Origin of the sequence: Bacillus sp. E214 (assembly GCF_008087365.1) — a bacterium.
Taxonomy (GTDB): domain Bacteria; phylum Bacillota; class Bacilli; order Bacillales; family Pradoshiaceae; genus Pradoshia.
On the sequence record NZ_VENN01000001.1, the window covers coordinates 793,254 to 810,726 of the forward strand.

The 17,473-nt window shown below is 35.7% G+C and carries 21 protein-coding genes; 17 read left to right on the top strand and 4 right to left on the bottom strand.

All coding sequences use genetic code 11. The features are described from left to right. Positions 1 to 16: 16 nt before the first annotated feature. From tkt to FHY47_RS03775, 7 genes are all read left to right on the top strand, one after another. A complete protein-coding gene (gene tkt, locus FHY47_RS03750; RefSeq protein WP_066104013.1) occupies positions 17 to 2,023 on the top strand; it encodes a transketolase in 2,007 nt (668 codons plus the stop codon). 120 nt (positions 2,024 to 2,143) lie between these two features. After that, positions 2,144 to 2,476, top strand: a complete 333-nt coding sequence (locus FHY47_RS03755; protein WP_148629668.1) for a PadR family transcriptional regulator — start codon at positions 2,144 to 2,146, stop codon at positions 2,474 to 2,476. Beyond that, positions 2,473 to 3,114, top strand: a complete 642-nt coding sequence (locus FHY47_RS03760; protein WP_148629669.1) for a hypothetical protein — start codon at positions 2,473 to 2,475, stop codon at positions 3,112 to 3,114. The genes FHY47_RS03755 and FHY47_RS03760 overlap by 4 nt, the downstream gene beginning before the upstream one ends. Before the next feature lie 81 nt (positions 3,115 to 3,195). After that, positions 3,196 to 4,680, top strand: coding sequence for a DUF4153 domain-containing protein (locus FHY47_RS03765; RefSeq protein ID WP_148629670.1), 1,485 nt, complete (start codon positions 3,196 to 3,198; stop codon positions 4,678 to 4,680). A gap of 375 nt (positions 4,681 to 5,055) precedes the next feature. Continuing rightward, on the top strand, positions 5,056 to 5,169 hold the full coding sequence (locus tag FHY47_RS19555) for a TetR-like C-terminal domain-containing protein (protein WP_180349939.1): 114 nt from the start codon (positions 5,056 to 5,058) through the stop codon (positions 5,167 to 5,169). A gap of 167 nt (positions 5,170 to 5,336) precedes the next feature. Then, the gene (gene sirA, locus FHY47_RS03770; protein WP_066103999.1) at positions 5,337 to 5,780 is read left to right on the top strand and encodes a sporulation inhibitor of replication protein SirA; all 444 of its coding nucleotides are present in this window, start codon (positions 5,337 to 5,339) and stop codon (positions 5,778 to 5,780) included. Between the two features lie 167 nt (positions 5,781 to 5,947). Beyond that, complete coding sequence (locus tag FHY47_RS03775) at positions 5,948 to 6,163, top strand: YneF family protein (protein WP_066103996.1); 216 nt, start codon at positions 5,948 to 5,950, stop codon at positions 6,161 to 6,163. A 361-nt stretch (positions 6,164 to 6,524) separates the two neighbouring features. Here the strand turns inward: FHY47_RS03775 and FHY47_RS03780 are convergent, their stop codons facing one another. The 3 genes from FHY47_RS03780 to FHY47_RS03790 all read right to left on the bottom strand — a co-directional run bounded on the left by FHY47_RS03780 (position 6,525) and on the right by FHY47_RS03790 (position 8,334). Beyond that, a complete protein-coding gene (locus tag FHY47_RS03780) occupies positions 6,525 to 7,067 on the bottom strand; it encodes a hypothetical protein (RefSeq protein WP_066103993.1) in 543 nt (180 codons plus the stop codon). A gap of 241 nt (positions 7,068 to 7,308) precedes the next feature. Then, a complete protein-coding gene (locus tag FHY47_RS03785; protein WP_139063817.1) occupies positions 7,309 to 7,479 on the bottom strand; it encodes a type II toxin-antitoxin system antitoxin in 171 nt (56 codons plus the stop codon). A 9-nt stretch (positions 7,480 to 7,488) separates the two neighbouring features. Then, on the bottom strand, positions 7,489 to 8,334 hold the full coding sequence (locus FHY47_RS03790; RefSeq protein ID WP_139891992.1) for an SPFH domain-containing protein: 846 nt from the start codon (positions 8,332 to 8,334) through the stop codon (positions 7,489 to 7,491). 222 nt (positions 8,335 to 8,556) lie between these two features. Here FHY47_RS03790 and FHY47_RS03795 point away from each other — a divergent pair, with 222 nt between their 5' ends. Continuing rightward, entirely contained in the window at positions 8,557 to 10,326 is a 1,770-nt protein-coding gene (locus FHY47_RS03795) for an ABC transporter ATP-binding protein (RefSeq protein WP_148629671.1), read from the top strand. Beyond that, positions 10,305 to 12,098 (top strand): ABC transporter ATP-binding protein, encoded by a 1,794-nt coding sequence (locus FHY47_RS03800; RefSeq protein WP_148629672.1) that lies wholly within the window; start codon positions 10,305 to 10,307, stop codon positions 12,096 to 12,098. Before FHY47_RS03795 ends, FHY47_RS03800 begins: the two co-directional genes overlap by 22 nt. Before the next feature lie 175 nt (positions 12,099 to 12,273). On the opposite strand, the gene FHY47_RS03805 is transcribed toward FHY47_RS03800, so the two are convergent. Then, complete coding sequence (locus FHY47_RS03805; RefSeq protein ID WP_077248028.1) at positions 12,274 to 12,450, bottom strand: aspartyl-phosphate phosphatase Spo0E family protein; 177 nt, start codon at positions 12,448 to 12,450, stop codon at positions 12,274 to 12,276. 233 nt (positions 12,451 to 12,683) lie between these two features. Here FHY47_RS03805 and FHY47_RS03810 point away from each other — a divergent pair, with 233 nt between their 5' ends. From FHY47_RS03810 to FHY47_RS03840, 8 genes are all read left to right on the top strand, one after another. Continuing rightward, the gene (locus FHY47_RS03810; RefSeq protein ID WP_066103982.1) at positions 12,684 to 13,391 is read left to right on the top strand and encodes a cytochrome c biogenesis CcdA family protein; all 708 of its coding nucleotides are present in this window, start codon (positions 12,684 to 12,686) and stop codon (positions 13,389 to 13,391) included. 61 nt (positions 13,392 to 13,452) lie between these two features. Beyond that, positions 13,453 to 13,812, top strand: coding sequence for a response regulator (locus FHY47_RS03815; protein ID WP_148629673.1), 360 nt, complete (start codon positions 13,453 to 13,455; stop codon positions 13,810 to 13,812). 54 nt (positions 13,813 to 13,866) lie between these two features. Then, the gene (locus FHY47_RS03820; protein ID WP_148629674.1) at positions 13,867 to 14,364 is read left to right on the top strand and encodes a CcdC family protein; all 498 of its coding nucleotides are present in this window, start codon (positions 13,867 to 13,869) and stop codon (positions 14,362 to 14,364) included. A 541-nt stretch (positions 14,365 to 14,905) separates the two neighbouring features. Continuing rightward, positions 14,906 to 15,169: a hypothetical protein gene (locus FHY47_RS03825; protein ID WP_140461419.1), complete on the top strand. Its 264-nt coding sequence runs from the start codon at positions 14,906 to 14,908 to the stop codon at positions 15,167 to 15,169. A gap of 185 nt (positions 15,170 to 15,354) precedes the next feature. Further along, positions 15,355 to 15,891 carry an ATP-binding protein gene (locus FHY47_RS03830; RefSeq protein ID WP_066103966.1) on the top strand — a complete coding sequence of 179 codons (537 nt, stop codon included), beginning with the start codon at positions 15,355 to 15,357 and terminating at the stop codon, positions 15,889 to 15,891. A 147-nt stretch (positions 15,892 to 16,038) separates the two neighbouring features. After that, a complete protein-coding gene (locus FHY47_RS03835) occupies positions 16,039 to 16,470 on the top strand; it encodes a VOC family protein (protein WP_148629675.1) in 432 nt (143 codons plus the stop codon). Positions 16,471 to 16,725: 255 nt separating this feature from the next. Continuing rightward, positions 16,726 to 16,875, top strand: coding sequence for a hypothetical protein (locus FHY47_RS18815; protein ID WP_187393423.1), 150 nt, complete (start codon positions 16,726 to 16,728; stop codon positions 16,873 to 16,875). A gap of 217 nt (positions 16,876 to 17,092) precedes the next feature. Then, positions 17,093 to 17,440, top strand: coding sequence for a hypothetical protein (locus tag FHY47_RS03840; RefSeq protein WP_148629676.1), 348 nt, complete (start codon positions 17,093 to 17,095; stop codon positions 17,438 to 17,440). The last annotated feature ends 33 nt before the right edge of the window (positions 17,441 to 17,473 follow it).

A 17,473-nucleotide genomic window follows, 5' to 3' on the forward strand; every position in this document is an offset into this window, starting at 1 on the left:
TGAAAGGATGTAGGCAATGTTCACAGAAAAAGATAATTTATCTATCACAGCTATTCGTACTCTTTCAATCGATGCAATTGAAAAAGCTAATTCAGGTCATCCTGGTATGCCAATGGGAGCTGCTCCTATGGCTTATACTCTTTGGACCAAATTCATGAACCATAATCCAAAAAATCCGGATTGGTTTAACCGTGATCGTTTTGTATTATCAGCAGGACATGGTTCCATGCTTTTATACAGCTTATTGCACTTATCAGGTTATGGCCTTGATATGGAAGAAATTAAGAATTTCAGACAATGGGGCAGTAAAACACCTGGACATCCTGAATATGGACATACAAAAGGCGTAGAAGCTACAACCGGACCACTTGGCCAAGGTATTGCGATGGCAGTCGGTATGGCAATGGCGGAACGTCATTTGGCGGCAGTCTACAATAAAGATAACTTTGATGTTGTAGATCATTTTACATACAGCATTTGCGGAGATGGAGATTTAATGGAAGGGGTATCAGCTGAAGCTGCTTCTCTTGCTGCCCATTTAAAATTGGGACGTTTAGTAGTCCTATATGATTCCAATGATATCTCTCTTGACGGCGAATTAAACATGAGCTTCTCTGAAAGTGTTGCTGAGCGTTTTAAAGCTTACGGATGGCAATACATTCGCGTAGAAGACGGTAATGATTTGAATGAAATTGCTAAAGCGCTTGAAGAGGCAAAAACAGATCTTGACCGTCCTACTATGATTGAAGTAAAAACAGTTATCGGATACGGTGCTCCAAATAAATCCGGTAAATCTGCTGTTCATGGTGCTCCGCTTGGCGAAGACGAAATGAAATTAACTAAAGAATATTACAAATGGACATTCGAAGAAGATTTTTATGTGCCACAAGATGTTTATGACAATTTTGAAGAAACTGTTGTAAAAGCTGGTGCTAAAAAAGAAGAAGAATGGAACCAATTATTTGAAAGCTATAAAAACGAATACCCTGAACTTGCTGCTCAGCTAGAAACAGCAATTAAAGGCGAATTACCTGAAGGCTGGGATAAGGATATTCCTGTTTATGAAGCAGGAAAAGCCGTTGCTACACGTAATTCAGGTGGAGAAGTATTAAATGCAATCGCTAAAAATCTTCCATCTTTATTTGGCGGATCCGCTGACTTAGCTGGATCAAACAAAACGATGCTGAAGGGCGAAAAAGATTTCTTGCCAGGCTCCTATGATGGCCGTAACATTTGGTTTGGAGTACGTGAATTTGGTATGGGTGCTGCATTAAACGGTATGGCACTTCACGGTGGTGTGCATGTGTATGGAGGAACATTCTTTGTATTCTCTGATTACCTGCGTCCAGCTATTCGTTTAGCAGCGTTAATGAATCTTCCTGTCACATATGTATTTACACATGACAGTATTGCTGTTGGAGAAGATGGTCCAACTCATGAACCAATTGAGCACTTGGCTGCATTGCGCGCAATGCCTAATGTTTCACTTATCCGTCCGGCTGACAGCAATGAAGTGGCAGCTGCATGGAAAGCGGCATTAACAAGCAAGTCTGCACCAACTGCGTTAGTATTATCCCGCCAAAACTTAACTACGTTACCGTTATCAGCTGAATTAGCTGAAGAGGGCGTTGCTAAAGGTGGATATGTAGTTTCACCTTCCAATAAGGATACTGCCGATGCTATATTGTTGGCATCTGGATCTGAAGTAGGATTGGCTGTTCAAGCACAGGCTATATTAGCGAATGACGGCATTGATGTATCAGTTGTCAGCATGCCATCATTTGATCGCTTTGAAGCTCAATCTGCTGAATATAAAGAATCTGTTATCCCTTCAACTGTTAAGAAACGCTTAGCAATTGAATTAGGTACATCTTTCGGATGGGACCGTTATACAGGTGATGAAGGTGAAATATTGGCAATTGACCGCTTTGGTGCTTCCGGCCCTGGTGAATTGTTAATGGAAAAATTCGGATTCACTCCATCTAATGTGGTTTCTTTAGTAAAAGAAATGCTACAAAAATAAAATATATTTTTAAAAAATCGCCAGGGTCTTTCTCTGGTGATTTTTTTATGAATATATTTACAAACAATTCCAAATGATGTATGTTTGATATGTACCTAATAATTCTAGGTAGGTGAAGAAATGTTTAATCGTGAACTTGTAAAAGGAAGTACATCACTTCTTGTTCTGCAGCTTTTGCAAGAAAGAGATATGTATGGGTATGAATTGGTGAAAGAAATGGATCACCGCAGTGACCATGGATTTCTGATGAAGGAAGGCACGCTGTATCCTGCTTTGCATAAGCTTGAAAAACAGGAATATATAGAGTGCTACTGGGTTGAACAAGAGAAGGGACCCGCTCGTAAGTATTACCGTATTACTCTGGCTGGCAAAGAGATGCTAGAAATTAAAATAAACGAATGGAATCGATATGTCCAGGTCATGAACAAGGTAATGGGGAGAACAGAAACATGAGACGGGCTGAAGAAGATTATTTACGTCAGCTTGATCGATTGCTGGGTGCTCATCCTGAAAAAGGGACTATTATGGAAGAATATAAGTTGCATATTTCTGAAATGGCCTGCGATATCATTTATGAGGATGAGTCACCCGATTTAATCTATAAAGAGCTATCGATGCGGCTGGGTACACCAGAAGAAGTTGCTTTATCCTGGAAAGAGGAATTAACCCTTACACCAAGAAAAACAAGATGGATCTTTGCAGGAATTAACTTGTCCCTTTTTATAAGCGGAATTTTGTTAACATTTATCAACCATACATACGATTGGAATTGGGCCAAGGAAATATGGTCTTTATTAACATCGATTCCTGTACTTTTGATGGCCATCTATATTGGTTTTTGGGTCTTGCTTGGTTATGAAATTGGCAAGGAATTTGGACATCAGGGCAAAAAGCTTATTAAGAAAACGTTTTTGGTTACGGTGATACCTAACATTATCTTAATGTATTTGGTTATCTTTAACCTCGTACCGGATCAATGGTTTGACCCCTTACTGGATAAACCATTTATTATTGCATGTGTATTTTGTACGTTTATCTTATATCCAGTCAGTTTTGCTGGGTATCTATGGGGGAAGAAAGCCTCGCTTTGACTATTTGCCTATATACATAGAATAACTATGTATATTTATCACTATATACCTAGAATAACTAGGTAGAGGGGGATCCTTAAAATGGATATTCAGTTTAAAAAAGAAGATAAAGTATTTTTACTGTTATGTATAGCGCTAGCCTGTTTTGCTGAGTTATCTTTTTTACATGGAGAAGTAGGGATTTCCTATCCGTTGTTCTTATTTGCTTTTTATGGTCTGTTTTTTTGGAGGTTTCGGAAAACGAAATTTACTCATATGCGAATTGGAAGCCTTCTGATGGTTTGTATTTGGATTCTTGGTTTATCTTATTTCTATCAATCTAATGTCCTTTTTTATCTAACGAATGGGTTGGTTATACCAATTCTTGTAGCAGCTCAGCTAACACTTATTACAAATCAACAAAAAATTGATTGGAGCAGAGTCAACTTTATTAAACAATTGAAAACAAAGTTGGTTAATAGTATTAAATATAATCAGCAATTCATCTCCTACATCCTAAAAAAATTCAGAAAAGAGGGAGCAGGAGAAACTAAGGGAACGGCTAAAAGTATCGGTTTGGGAATTGTTATTGCATTCCCGATACTCATCATCATTATTTTATTGCTTGTATCGGCAGACAGTCATTTTCAAGCGATATTTATGCACATCCCTGACTGGTTATTTTCCGTACAAATAGGTGAATTCTTTGGAAGATTGATAGTTATTGTCCTATTTGCTCTTTTGTTTTATGGTTTTCTAAATGTATTACATTTAAAACAGCCGCAAACACTGTCCTCTAACATGAAAGAGACAGGAAGTGTCCAGTTCGATTCAACCATTGTGACAACGATTCTGATCCTGATCAATGGAGTCTATCTATTATTTACAATTGTCCAGTTTAAATATTTCTTTGGCAGCCCGCTTCTCAATGATATGACCTATGCTTCAAGCGCGAGAACAGGATTTGCCCAGTTAATGTTGGTTACCCTCATAAATTGGTCCATACTGCTTGGAACCCTAAAGTATGTATCTGTTCAAATGAACGCTGCTAAAAGGCTTATACAGGTCCTTCTCAGTCTTTTAATCGTATTTAGCGGAGTTATGCTAACATCGGCTTTTATGCGCCTCTATATGTATGAAGAGGCCTATGGATATACGATTCTCAGAATACTTGCACATACGATTATGCTTTATCTGGCTGTCATTTTTACCTATACATTAGTAAAAATCTGGATTGAACGAATTGCATTAAGACATTTTTATTTTTTAACCGGATTATTGTTTTACACTGGATTGCACATTGTTCAGCTGGATCAACTAATCGTAGATAAAAATATAAGTAGATATAAAGAAACGGGTAAGATTGATCTATATTATTTAAACGAATTATCCTATACAGGATTATCTGGACTGATTGACTTATATGAATCAGACCCCAATTCTGGTGAATTGAAACATCTATTATCAGTCCAATATGAGCAAATGAGGAACACTGACTATACTTGGCAGTCCTATAATCTTTCCAGAGTTGAAGTTTATGATAGGTTAGAAAGTCTTAACCTCACTAAGCATGAAAATGGAGATTAACAACAGCTAATCCAGTACTGGTCATATTCTTGCTATAAAGTAGATATCAGATAACGGCAACCGGTTTTTGGAGGATTCCAGCAGAAAACGGAGTACTGGCTAATTTGATTTTTGAAGGATAAATAAGTAAAAAGCCTGGACTTATGGGTCCAGGCTTTTTGTAAACAAGCTTATTTAAAGTGTTTATGTCTGTAGGCTAATCCATTTAAAAATATGAAATATATCAATTTTATTTTCCTCAGCTGCCCTTGATCCTAGCGAGTAGGGAATGGATATAATTTTTAGAAGGTACAAAAAATGTAATCATTAATGCGATGACACTCAATAATGTCATGAAATAATAAGCATCACTTGCCCCTAAATTAGAAAAAGTCTATCACCGGATATATTAGCTCATCAGTATTGGGAATTATCATATGGTGGATAAAAGACGGACTTCATTTCAGTTCTGAATATGTAGCCAGTCAAATTACAGAATTATACAGATGATCAATGGTGATAAGAGTAAATCATATGTATAATGGGTATAAGAGATTAATTTGAAAAATCAAAAAAATATTTACTCGACAAAATTAGAACAACTCTGCACGTTCATTTTACATAATATGCAACAATAGTTTTTTATACTATATGTAAAGAGAATTGGAGGTAAGAGTATGCGCACTTATATTATTTATTTAATAGAGAATGAATTTGCACGTCATTATTATGGACGAGAATATATGTTTTTTAACTTATTCCAGGATTATGAACAATCTGAAGGGGATAAGAAAAAAATACTCCGCAGGCAAATTAACTTTGTTACTAAAAAGATTCATGCACAGCTTTTTACCTCTTTTATGGAAAATCAACTAATGGAAAATAAAGATTGTTATATGGAAAATGGGGTATATTATATCAGAAAGCGAAATGTCGGCCAAAGCGAAGCAAGCTTAGGATATCGCAATCATTCATTGATTCTGCATGCTACTGGAACGTATGAATGTGAGACCATATTTTTTGAATGGCTCAGGCAGTGGAATCCATATTTTTTAGCCTTGGATATAACTAAGGAACGGTGCGCTTGGCTCAGACCTATTAAACAGAGGTTATATGTATGAAGTAGAATAAGACAGATTTCACTATGAGATTGTTATAAATACCGTGGAATTTATTCTATTATGTCTGTTTGTATCAAAATCTGATAGAAATATCACAATAGTTATGGTATTATTACTTTGGTTTAGTACAATGTCTTTGTGACAGCACGGAGGAGGTAGTTTAGGTTATGGGATATTATATTCTTACGGCAGTGATTGCTTTGATTGCTGGTGTGGCTTTAGGATTCTTTATCGCTCGTAAATACATGATGGACTATTTAAAGAAAAACCCACCAATCAATGAACAAATGATTAAAATGATGATGACACAAATGGGTATGAAGCCATCCCAAAAGAAAGTAAATCAAATGATGAATGCGATGAACAAGCAACAAGGGAAATAAGCCTTGTTACATCTGGGATTCTAAGGTCATCTGATTATACATGGTTAAAGTTTACTGTCTTTTTTACATAAAAAGATGTAACCTTCATCGATATTTTTTAGTATATTGGTGAAGTTTTCTTGGCTTAGTTTAAAACCACTTTTCTGTAGAGAATGTTAAACCATTAAATACGGAGGAGTGGTTTTTTCTATTGTTGGTGCTGAGTTTTCAGACTATAGCGTTAAAAGCTTATTGATTATATGGCTACTTCCCTATTTTATAATCTTTAGGGCAATCAAATGGTTCATTAAGAGATAAAATTAGCTTTTTATGTTAGTCTATAAACACGAAAACCCCCTCTTTGCGAGAAGGGGTTTTTATATTATTTCACTGGAATAGTAAACGAAACATCTTCACTGTTCATGAAATCCTCAGTGGTTACGTCACCCAGTATTAACTTTATCTCTTTAACGGAATTAACATCAATGGTTTTACCATCAGGTGCTAAAAATTCAAGTACTCCTTCTTTTTTAACCCCACCTTGGATCTCACCACTAACATCACCATCAGTTAAGAACATGTTGGCATCCAATTGCATATCGCCAATTACAGCTGATCCTTGGTCGGGATAAAATTGTAGAACTCCATCTGTAGTATTTTGAACATTGATACCTACTTGGATTTCATTTTCTTCAATTTTAATGTCGCCTAGTCCAACTTTTAGTCCTTGTGCTGTTACTTGTTGAGAAGAAGCATCAATGGTTTTAGTTCCATCATCTGTTTTTTGTGTTTCAGTTGTTTTAGTGTCTGAAGTATTACCAGTTGATACACTTTCTTCTTCTCCGCCACCTACAATAGCAACAATAATAAGTAATACAGCAATAACTATGATTCCTAAGCATCCAATCTTAAAGAACTTTTTCAAGTTAATCATCTCCTTATGAATCTTATATCTAAATTATAATACAATTCTAAAAATAATTAAAAGTAGAAACGGGGATTTTGACATTGAGCAAACATAGACTGGTGGTTTTTATGTGTGCTCAAAAAGCGTCAATAGGAATGGTATAAGAGTGTTTATTAAATCACCACAATAAAAATAGAACGTTTGTATTATTTTAAACAAACGTTCTAACTATGCTTCTGGCTATCTAATAGTCTCGAATTTATTCTTGTTGTTCTTGATCATCCTTCAATCGGCCTGCTTTTTTTACGGCTTCTTTTAAGAGGATTTCTATTTGAGCATTTACACTGCGAAGTTCATCATCTGCCCATTTTTCAAGTGCGTCATAAAGTTTAGGATCAATTCTTAGCGGATATGCTTTTCTTTTGGCCATCTTAAAAACCTAGTGAATGCTTCCTGTATTAATAATTGGCTGCGTTCCCTTTTCTGAAACAATTGCAACCATTAAGTTGTTGACCATTTGTGCTTTCTTGTCTTCATCAAGTTCAACAATATCTTCATCCGCCAATTGGTCGATCGCACTTTTCACCATTCCAATGGCACCATCAACAATTACCTTACGGGCAGCCAGCACAGCCTGGGCCTGTTGTCTTTGTAACATAGCGGAAGCAATCTCAGAAGAATAGGCTAGATGCATGATTCGTGCCTCAAGCACATCCACACCAGCTACCTCTAAACGTTTTTGTAAATCCTCTGCTAAAAAAACAGCAATTTCATCACTATTTCTCCGTAGTGACAGATCGGTTTCTTTGTCAAAGTGATCATAGGCGTATTGGCTTGCGATATGACGAATTCCCGTTTCACTTTGGATTTGTACAAACTCTTTGTAATCCTTCACATCAAAAGTTGCCTTCGCACTATCATTGACACGGTATACCACCACGGCAGCTATTTCAATCGGATTACCTTCTAAATCATTTACCTTTAGGGTATCGCTATTGAAATTGATGACGCGCAGTGAAACGCTGGATTTGATGGTAAAAGGTATTGCCAACCATAGACCTTGCTCGCGTATGACTCCTACATATGTTCCGAAAAATGTTAATACTTTTGCTTCGTTTGGTTGGACAATGGTGATGCCAGACAATAATACGGCAACAGCTATTAATAATACGATTGGAAGTACAGTTGATCCATTTATCAACATATAAGCACTAATGCTGATAATGACCAACCCTGCAAGGACGCCTAAATAACCATTCATTTTAACTGCCTTCTTTTCAACCATCTTAATGCCTCCTATATATCAAAGTGATATCACAATTATATCACTTATTTAGTTAGATAGTTAGCTTTTTATAACAAAATATACCAAATATTCTAATTAAGCTTGTAAAGCAATCCTAAAATACACCTGTATAATTATTCGGAAAGTTTAAAATAATCTTCCTTTGGTTTATTTGATTTGCTAAAATAAGGAGGCCTTATAAAAGAGAAAAGGAGGGCATTTGTGAAGATCTTTGTAAAGCTAAAATGGTTTTTTAAGAAAGAAAAAAAAGCATACATAATTGGCATCATTATGTTATTATTCGTAGCTATTTTGCAGCTGATTCCACCTAGAATTATAGGAATTGTAGTTGATCAGATTAATAATGATTCTCTGACAGGTGCAGGTCTTTCGAAATTGACTGTTATTTTAATTGCTTCGGGCGTTGGTATGTACATATTAAGATATTTTTGGCGAATCAAGATCTTTGGTTCAGCCGTGAAGTTAGCAAGAGAACTTCGTTATCGATTATTTGATCATTTCACGAATATGCCGTCATCCTTTTACCAGCGTAAGCGCACCGGAGATTTGATGGCACATGCGACCAATGACTTAAATGCAATCCAGCAAACCGCAGGAAGCGGTGTCCTATCCTTGGTTGATTCGCTAACGACCGGTGGGTTTGTTGTTCTGGCCATGGCCTTTATTGATTGGCGTTTAACGTTGTTTGCATTGCTTCCTATGCCCGTTATTGCCATCTCAACAAGCTATTATGGGAAGCTATTACATAAAAGATTTAGGGCTGCTCAGGCTGCCTTTTCTGAATTGAATGACAAGACCCAGGAAAGCATAAATGGGATTAAAGTGATCAAGACCTTTGGCCAGGAAAGAGAGGATATTGAATCCTTTCGGTCTTCCTCTAATGATGTAGTGGATAAAAACATATCGGTGGCGCGTATAGATGCCTTGTTTGATCCAACTATCAGTGTAATGGCGGGACTTTCTTATTTTATTTCAATCGCTGTTGGCGCGAAATATGTGATGGAGGGCAGTTTGACGATTGGTGAACTTGTATCTTTTTCAACCTATCTAGGATTATTGATTTGGCCGATGCTCGCTTTTGGATTCTTATTTAATATCGTGCAACGGGGGAACGCATCTTATGATCGAATTACTGAACTCCTAGCTGAAAAAACCGATATTTTTGATAAAACTGGCGCTCTTAACGAACAAGCCAGTGGTGATATAGAATTTGAGATTTCATCCTTTACTTATCCTGATGAAAAGAAACCTGTACTGGAGGATCTCTCATTTACGATAAAAAAAGGGGAAACTCTCGGAATAGTTGGGAAAACTGGTGCAGGTAAAACGACTTTATTAAAATTACTGATTAGGGAATTTGAGACAACAGAAGGGTGCATAAGCATTGGAGGACACGAAGTCCAAAATTATACGTTGAAATCCTTACGAGAAGCAATTGGGTATGTACCACAGGATCCTTTTTTATTTTCAGCAACAGTTGGTGAGAATATCGCCTTTGCTAAACCGAATGCTACCAAAGGTGAAATTAAAGAAGCAGCAAATCTTTCATATATTCATTCTGATATTGAAGGCTTTACGGAAGGATATAATACGGTTGTAGGTGAACGTGGAGTCTCGCTTTCTGGCGGTCAAAAGCAAAGAATCAGTATAGCAAGGGCATTGATGCTTGATCCTGAAATCTTAATTCTGGACGACTCACTATCGGCAGTCGATGCCAAAACAGAGGCAACAATCCTACAGAATTTAAAGGAAAACAGAGTACACAAAACAACGATTATCACATCCCATCGGTTAAGTGCTATCCAGCATGCCAATCTAATCATTGTTCTCAAGGACGGTAAAATCGTTCAAAGAGGTACACATAGGGAGTTAATGGACTTGGAAGGCTGGTATAAAGAAATGTACCAACAGCAACAATTAGAAGAATTGGTGGAACAGGGGGATAAGAGATGGATGAACTTAAATCAATAACAGGAAAAGAACAGCGAGCAATTCTCTTCCGTCTCTTGTCCTATGCCAAACCATATAAAAAGAGATTAATAGGAGCATTTTTCTTATTATTTCTTGCGACAGTGGCTGACATCACAGGACCTATTTTAGTGAAGATATTCATTGATGATTATTTAACGCCAATGAATATGCAGTATAAGCCAATAGCTATTTTGGCAATCGGGTATTTGATACTCCTGTTTGCTAAAATGTTTATTACTTATTTCCAAGAGTTTTCGTTCCAGCTTGTCGCTTTAAAAATTATTCAGCAGCTTAGGGTTGATATTTTTAGTAAAGTGCAAAGCCTTGGATTGAGATATTTTGATAAAACTCCTGCAGGAGCGATTGTATCCAGGATTACTAATGATACAGAAGCAATTAAGGATATGTTTGTGACTGTGATTGCAGCTTTTATATCCAGTGGATTTTTCGTGATAGGGACGATTATTGCGATGTTTATTTTGAACGTTAGGCTTGCTGTGTTTTGTTTATTCATCCTGCCCATTTTATATTTGCTTATGAGATTTTATCGTAAATTCAGCAGTGTTTTTTATCAAGAACTCAGGGAAAGGCTAAGCCAGTTGAACGCCAATTTAAATGAATCTCTCCAGGGGATGTCTATAATTCAGGTGTTTCGCCAGCAGAAACGCTTAAAGGATGAGTTTGAGGAGATTAATCAAAAACATTATGAAGCAGGAATGAGGAATATTAAGATAGATGGGTTATTGCTAAGGCCAGCGATAGATCTAGTATATATATTTGCGATTGTTCTTGTGCTCAGTTACTTTGGGATCAACTCGATGAATTCAGTAGTTGAAATAGGTGTTTTGTATGCGTTTGTAAACTATATTGATCGTTTTTTTGAACCAGTTAACCAAGTGATGCAAAGATTATCCTTATATCAGCAGGCAATTGTGGCTGGATCAAGAGTATTTGCTGTTTTGGATGAAAAAGAGTTAGCCCCCGGGGCAGAGAGCATTCAAACGTATAAAATCGAGCTGGGTGTCGTTGAATTTAAAAATGTTAGTTTTTCTTATGATGGAAAGAGAGATGTACTAAAAAACATCTCCTTTAAAGTCAATGAGGGCGAAACAGTTGCACTTGTTGGACATACGGGTAGTGGAAAAAGTTCTATCATAAATTTGATCATGCGTTTCTATGAATTTAATAGAGGAGATATATTAATTGATGGGAAATCCATCAAAAGTTATTCAAATGAAGAACTGCGGGGGAAGATGGGGCTTGTATTACAGGATGCTTTCTTATTCTATGGGTCTGTTAGAGATAATATCAGTTTGCATGATCAAACAATAACGGACAATGAAATAGAAGAGGCAGCTAAATTTGTTCAGGCGCAATCCTTCATTGAAAAGCTACCTGATAAATATAATCATTTAGTAGTGGAGCGGGGAGCAACATTTTCGAGCGGTCAAAGGCAGTTGATTGGCTTCGCGCGAACAATCGTGAGAGATCCTAAAATTCTTATTCTTGATGAAGCGACTGCCAATATTGATACAGAAACTGAAGAGGCTATTCAAAAAAGCCTGGAAAAAATGAGAAAGGGCAGAACGACAATTGCAATTGCCCACCGTCTTTCCACAATCCAAGATGCTAACCTTATACTTGTTTTGCATCAAGGCCAAATTGTTGAACAGGGAACACATCAGGAACTGCTGGCTAAGCAAGGGCTTTATTATAAAATGTATTTACTTCAAAATGGTATCCGTTCAAGTTTCAACAAAGATGTAAGCTGAAATAAAGACTCTAACTAAATAAATCGCATCCGATTCATCGGATGCGATTTATTGTTCTTCTGAAATATACTTTAGGGTGACTCCTGAAACTGTTTGAACAGTGTTTTAATGGAAAAAGAATGAGTTCTTCTAACTCTATTCTATCCTTATGTGTTTAGGTTTTTCTTACTTTAGCTTAACATGATATTTTTGATCTATTGTATGTTTTTTCAGGTTGATAGTTGTTTAACAGATGATCGAGTTCCTGGCTATATTGAATGGTTGTTTGAGATGATAATCCATTCTGAGAGACGACAGTAACTAGTTCTGCACGCTTGATTTCTATTTTATCTAACAACTCTTGATTATCCATGGTTGCAGATCCTTCCTCGTTTAGTGGATTATGTTTAAATTTACAAGGTTATAACATATTCTTACAGAAAAGAATTGCGGTAAAACTATTATACATAAATTTTACTAAAAATGTAAAATATATTGAAAAATTAAAACTATACTCTTTATCATCTGCTCAGACAGTTACTTTATATGGAGTAATTTGGTACAATGTAAGATGGAATGAATTAGAAACAGTGGGGGTAATTTCATTTGGGTGATATTAATATATTTTTGGCATTCGGAGCAGGTTTCCTCAGCTTTATATCTCCATGCTGTCTTCCGCTTTATCCGGCCTTTCTTTCTTATATAACAGGAATGTCGGTTGGAGAATTAAAAAATGATAACGCGATGATGCATAAAAGGAGCCTATTACATACTTTCTTTTTCTTAATTGGATTTTCCATTATTTTTATAGCACTGGGATTCAGTGCATCTTATATTGGAACCTTCTTTGAAAACTATGGAGATATTATCCGGCAATTAGGTGCTATTCTTATAGTCTTTTTTGGCTTAATTATAATTGGCTTCTTTCAGCCGAAGTTTCTTATGAAAGAACACCGTTTTGAATTTAAAAATCGTCCGGGTGGTTATATCGGATCAATTTTAATAGGAATTGCCTTTGCAGCAGGATGGACTCCATGTACTGGACCTATTTTAATGGTTGTCATTGGGATGACCGGAACCAACCCGGAATCTGGTATGTTCTACATGTTAGCATATATTTTAGGATTTGCTATTCCGTTTTTTATTATGTCTTTTTTTATTGGGAAATTAAGCTGGATCAAACGCAACTCGGATAAAGTTATGAAGGCAGGCGGAATGTTAATGATTCTGATGGGAATCGTTTTGTTTTTTGATTGGATGACCAAAATAAGCTCCTATTTTATCGCTTTATTCGGAGGGTGGAGTGGTTTTTAACTAGTTTTAATCATATTCAGCACAGAGTTATACTTTTATTTTGTAACAGGGGTAACTAAAGATGGCTAATATTCTAATAGTGGATGATGCAAAGTTTATGCGGTTGACGTTGGCAGCTATCCTTAAAAAAGGAAATCATCACATTGTTGGAGAAGCAGAATCAGGTATAGAGGAAATTGATCTATATGAAAAGCATAAGCCTGATTTGGTTACTATGGATGTAACGATGCCATTAATGAGTGGATTAGAGGCGACCAAAGTAATTAAGGGTAAATACCCGGATGCCAAAATTATTATGTGTTCGGCAATGGGTCAGCAAAAGATTGTCAGAGAATCCATAGAAGCGGGTGCAAAAGACTTTATTATAAAACCATTTGAAGAGATAAGGGTAATAGATGCGGTCAAGCGTGTCTTGGATTAACATAAATCGTATTAAACGTTTGAAATTTATGTATGCTAAAAGGAATGATGATATATGATGTTTGCAGTATCTACAATACTTGCAGTGATAATGGGACTTTTTGTTTTTGCAGTAAGGATGAAGGCATCCCAAAAACCGGCTTCAATCAAAAAGATTATATTGCCGCCGTTTTTTATGAGTACCGGTGCACTTATGTATGTATTCCCGTATTTTCGGTTAACTGGAATGGAAATACTCGAGGCAATCATACTGGGCATGTTTTTTTCCATATTTTTAATAAAGACATCCAAATTTGAAATTAAAGATAAACAAATATATATGAAACGGTCGAAAGCTTTTGGAATTGTCCTTATAGGACTCATTTTAATCAGAACCATCCTTAAGGTATTTTTAAGTTCATCAATTGATTTGGGTGAAACAGGAGGATTGTTCTGGCTATTGGCTTTTTCAATGATTGTGCCATGGAGAATAGCGATGTATATGCAATATAAAAAGTTTGAGAACATCTTAAATGATACACAGGCAGGTAATAATCCGGTTACTTCCGTATAAATGATAAAAAACGACCTTTGGTCGTTTTTTTAATTTTGGCTGTTTTAACCCGAATCATGTTAATCGTGTTGAATTTGTTTCACAAAATACAACCGTATTTTAAATTGAAGATATTTTTGAGGAAGATCATAAAAATAAAAGGCTGTTTTCGCATAGATTGTTGCTCTTGAATAAAAGGATATAAATATCCAATTTGTGGTACAGTTGAATTAAGATGGCTTGTTCAACAAACGGGGCAGGTTAGCGGAAGAAGGACTTGAACAAAATATGGCGAATAATTGATATTAGAACATACCAACGACTAAAAGACGATCAACGAATTAGGGATAAAACCAGTAAATAAATTTCAGGGAGAGTAACATGAATTTTAATGAGTCGGTTTTGGATGAACAGCTTGAAATACTAAAAAGCTTTTTATGCCATTTATTCTAGTTTTAGATATTTAAATGAGAAATTTGATAACCTATGTAGATTTGGTTCTCAGGAATTTTGGAAGTATACAATAGATGCACATTACTTTCAGTTAATTAATCTCTGGTGTATGAATTTTGGCACTGACGAAAATGAAATACACTGGAAGAAGCTTGGATTAGATGGTGATTTAAAGCCAATTATTTTGTCTAACATAGAGTTAAGTGAGAAAGATTATAATTTGTACTGGAAGAGTTTGAAGGATTGGCGAAATATGTATTCAGCACATAGAGTACCAGGATTTAAAGAAAAGACACCAGACTTGAAAATAGCCCGAATGGTAGTATTTATATATGAAGACTGGGTTGAAAGGAATATTGATGCAATCAGTTAGTTATTCCTCATTGAAACTATATGAGGAAAACTTTAAAGAAGAATTAAATTTATCAATTAGCACTTTGCTAACAGCGTCAAAATAATACATAGTCTTTAAGCAGGGATAAATATTTTTGGCTATTATAGCTTATTGAACTAAAGGGGCAGAAGAGTTGAAGAAGCCTATGATTAAGGATGGGGAAAATGAAAGAAAAAATACACATATTGGGAGCCTCTGGTTCTGGTACTTCAACGCTCGGTTCTTCATTATCAAAGGTCTTACCTCATACACATCTTGATACTGATGACTACTTTTGGACAACTAAATTTACTAAACAAAGAGAAGTACCTAAAAGAAGAGAAATGCTTGAAAAAGATTTATTACTTAATGAAAACTGGATTCTTTCTGGTGCAGTGTGTGGTTGGGGTGATAACTTTAAAAGTTATTTTGACCTTGTTATATTCTTATGGGTTCCGCAAGATATAAGGCTTGAAAGGTTAAAGCAGAGGGAATATGAGCGTTATGGAAGTCAAATATTAACTGGCGGAAGCAAATATGAACAATCGAAAACTTTTTTAGAGTGGGCTTCTCTTTATGATAGTGCGGGAATGAAAGTTAGAAGTAAAAAATTGCACGAGCATTGGATGGCAGACTTATCTTGTCCAGTATTAAAAATTGAAGGGGATTATTCAGTCAATGAAAGAGTTGATATTGTCTTAGATTATCTAAATACTAATTGAACTAACAGGGGCGTTGATCCAAGAAGGATTAATGTCCTTTTCTGTTGAACTCCTTATGGAAGTAAGGGGCAGTTTAGTTGAAGAAGGAGAATTTAAACGTTTTGTTGAAATCATTACTTTATAAAAATATATGAGGGGTGAATATAAATGGTATTGCAAAGAATAAGCCTAATTACTATCGGTGCATTCAATTTGCCTATTTTACGTTCGTTTTATAAAAATTTGGGATGGGAAGAAACAGAGATAAGTTCTGATAATTACGCTGTCTTTAAAACGGCAGGTGTTAATCTTTCAATATTTCCTATTGAGGAATTGGTTAAGGATGCAGCAGTTGAAATTACTCAAAGCGTAGATACCTTTCGAGGAGTATCTTTTTCAATCAACGTAGATAAACCCGAAGAAGTTGATAAAACAATTGATGCTATTAAAAAAGCAGGTGGGAATATTTTAAGAGAACCAAGCGATGCCTTCTGGGGAGGAAGAACAGCTTATTTTTCGGACCCTGAAAACAACCTTTGGGAGATTGCTTGGAATCCAGATTCAGTATTCGATGAACGTGGAGCTATGATTTCCTTTTAATAGGTTCTTACTTATGTATGCCTTGTATCAGTTTTCTTAAAGTACCAGGGCATTACTCCGAAGGGCTGTGATCAGCTCTTTTTTGTTATTCCGTTAAAGGGGCAGGTTAGTGGAATACGTAATGTAATTGATTTAGTTATGGTAAAATTTATTATATATGTTGGAAATATTGTTAATTGTGTAATGGAGGGAAAATTAGGCTGATATACCAAAAATAATGAATGGAGTATTACGGTATATGATAGGGGGGATAAAATGGGCCAGAATCTAAAGGAAAAATCCAATTTTGGTCAGCAAATGACTGCCAAATGGCTTGCGTTTGTTCCTAGAAGTCTACGTTATTTATTGATTTTTGGTGGATTATTATTGTTAATATATCTTGTAAACAAAGGAATATGGTTTTAAATATAAGTATGATACATTCAGCTACAACATTTTAAATAAACGTAAATACACTATCAGGGCCTTGATCAAGTAGGATTAATGCTTTTTTATTGAATTTCTTATTGTAGTAACGGGGCAGTTTAGCTCAATAAGTGAAAGGATAATATCACCATTTTGTAGTAGTATGGAGAGAGATAACTGAATTAATACAATTTAATGTAAAGAGAAGGGGATTATGATGAAAATAAATTTAATGATTTTTATATCATCCATAAAAGAACAAAAAGAAAACAATATCGGAGAAATAGTTATAAAAACATTTGAATCTAACATTCGTCCTGTAAAAGGGGACATTTTAGATGATCCAGGATTCCATCCAGGATTTCACAATGGATATGAAGTTGTTAAGGTTACAATGAATTATGCTTTAAATGAATGCTTCGTTTCACTATGCCCACTTGAGTTAGAAAGGGAAGAAATCGAGATAGAGACCTACATAGAGAGACTTAAAGTAAACGGTTGGTGTGTTGTCTCAAAAGAAGAATTGAAAAATATGTTTGCAGTAAATGGTTCAAATAATTATTAGACAAAGATTCACCAAGTTTGTTAAGAATTGCGA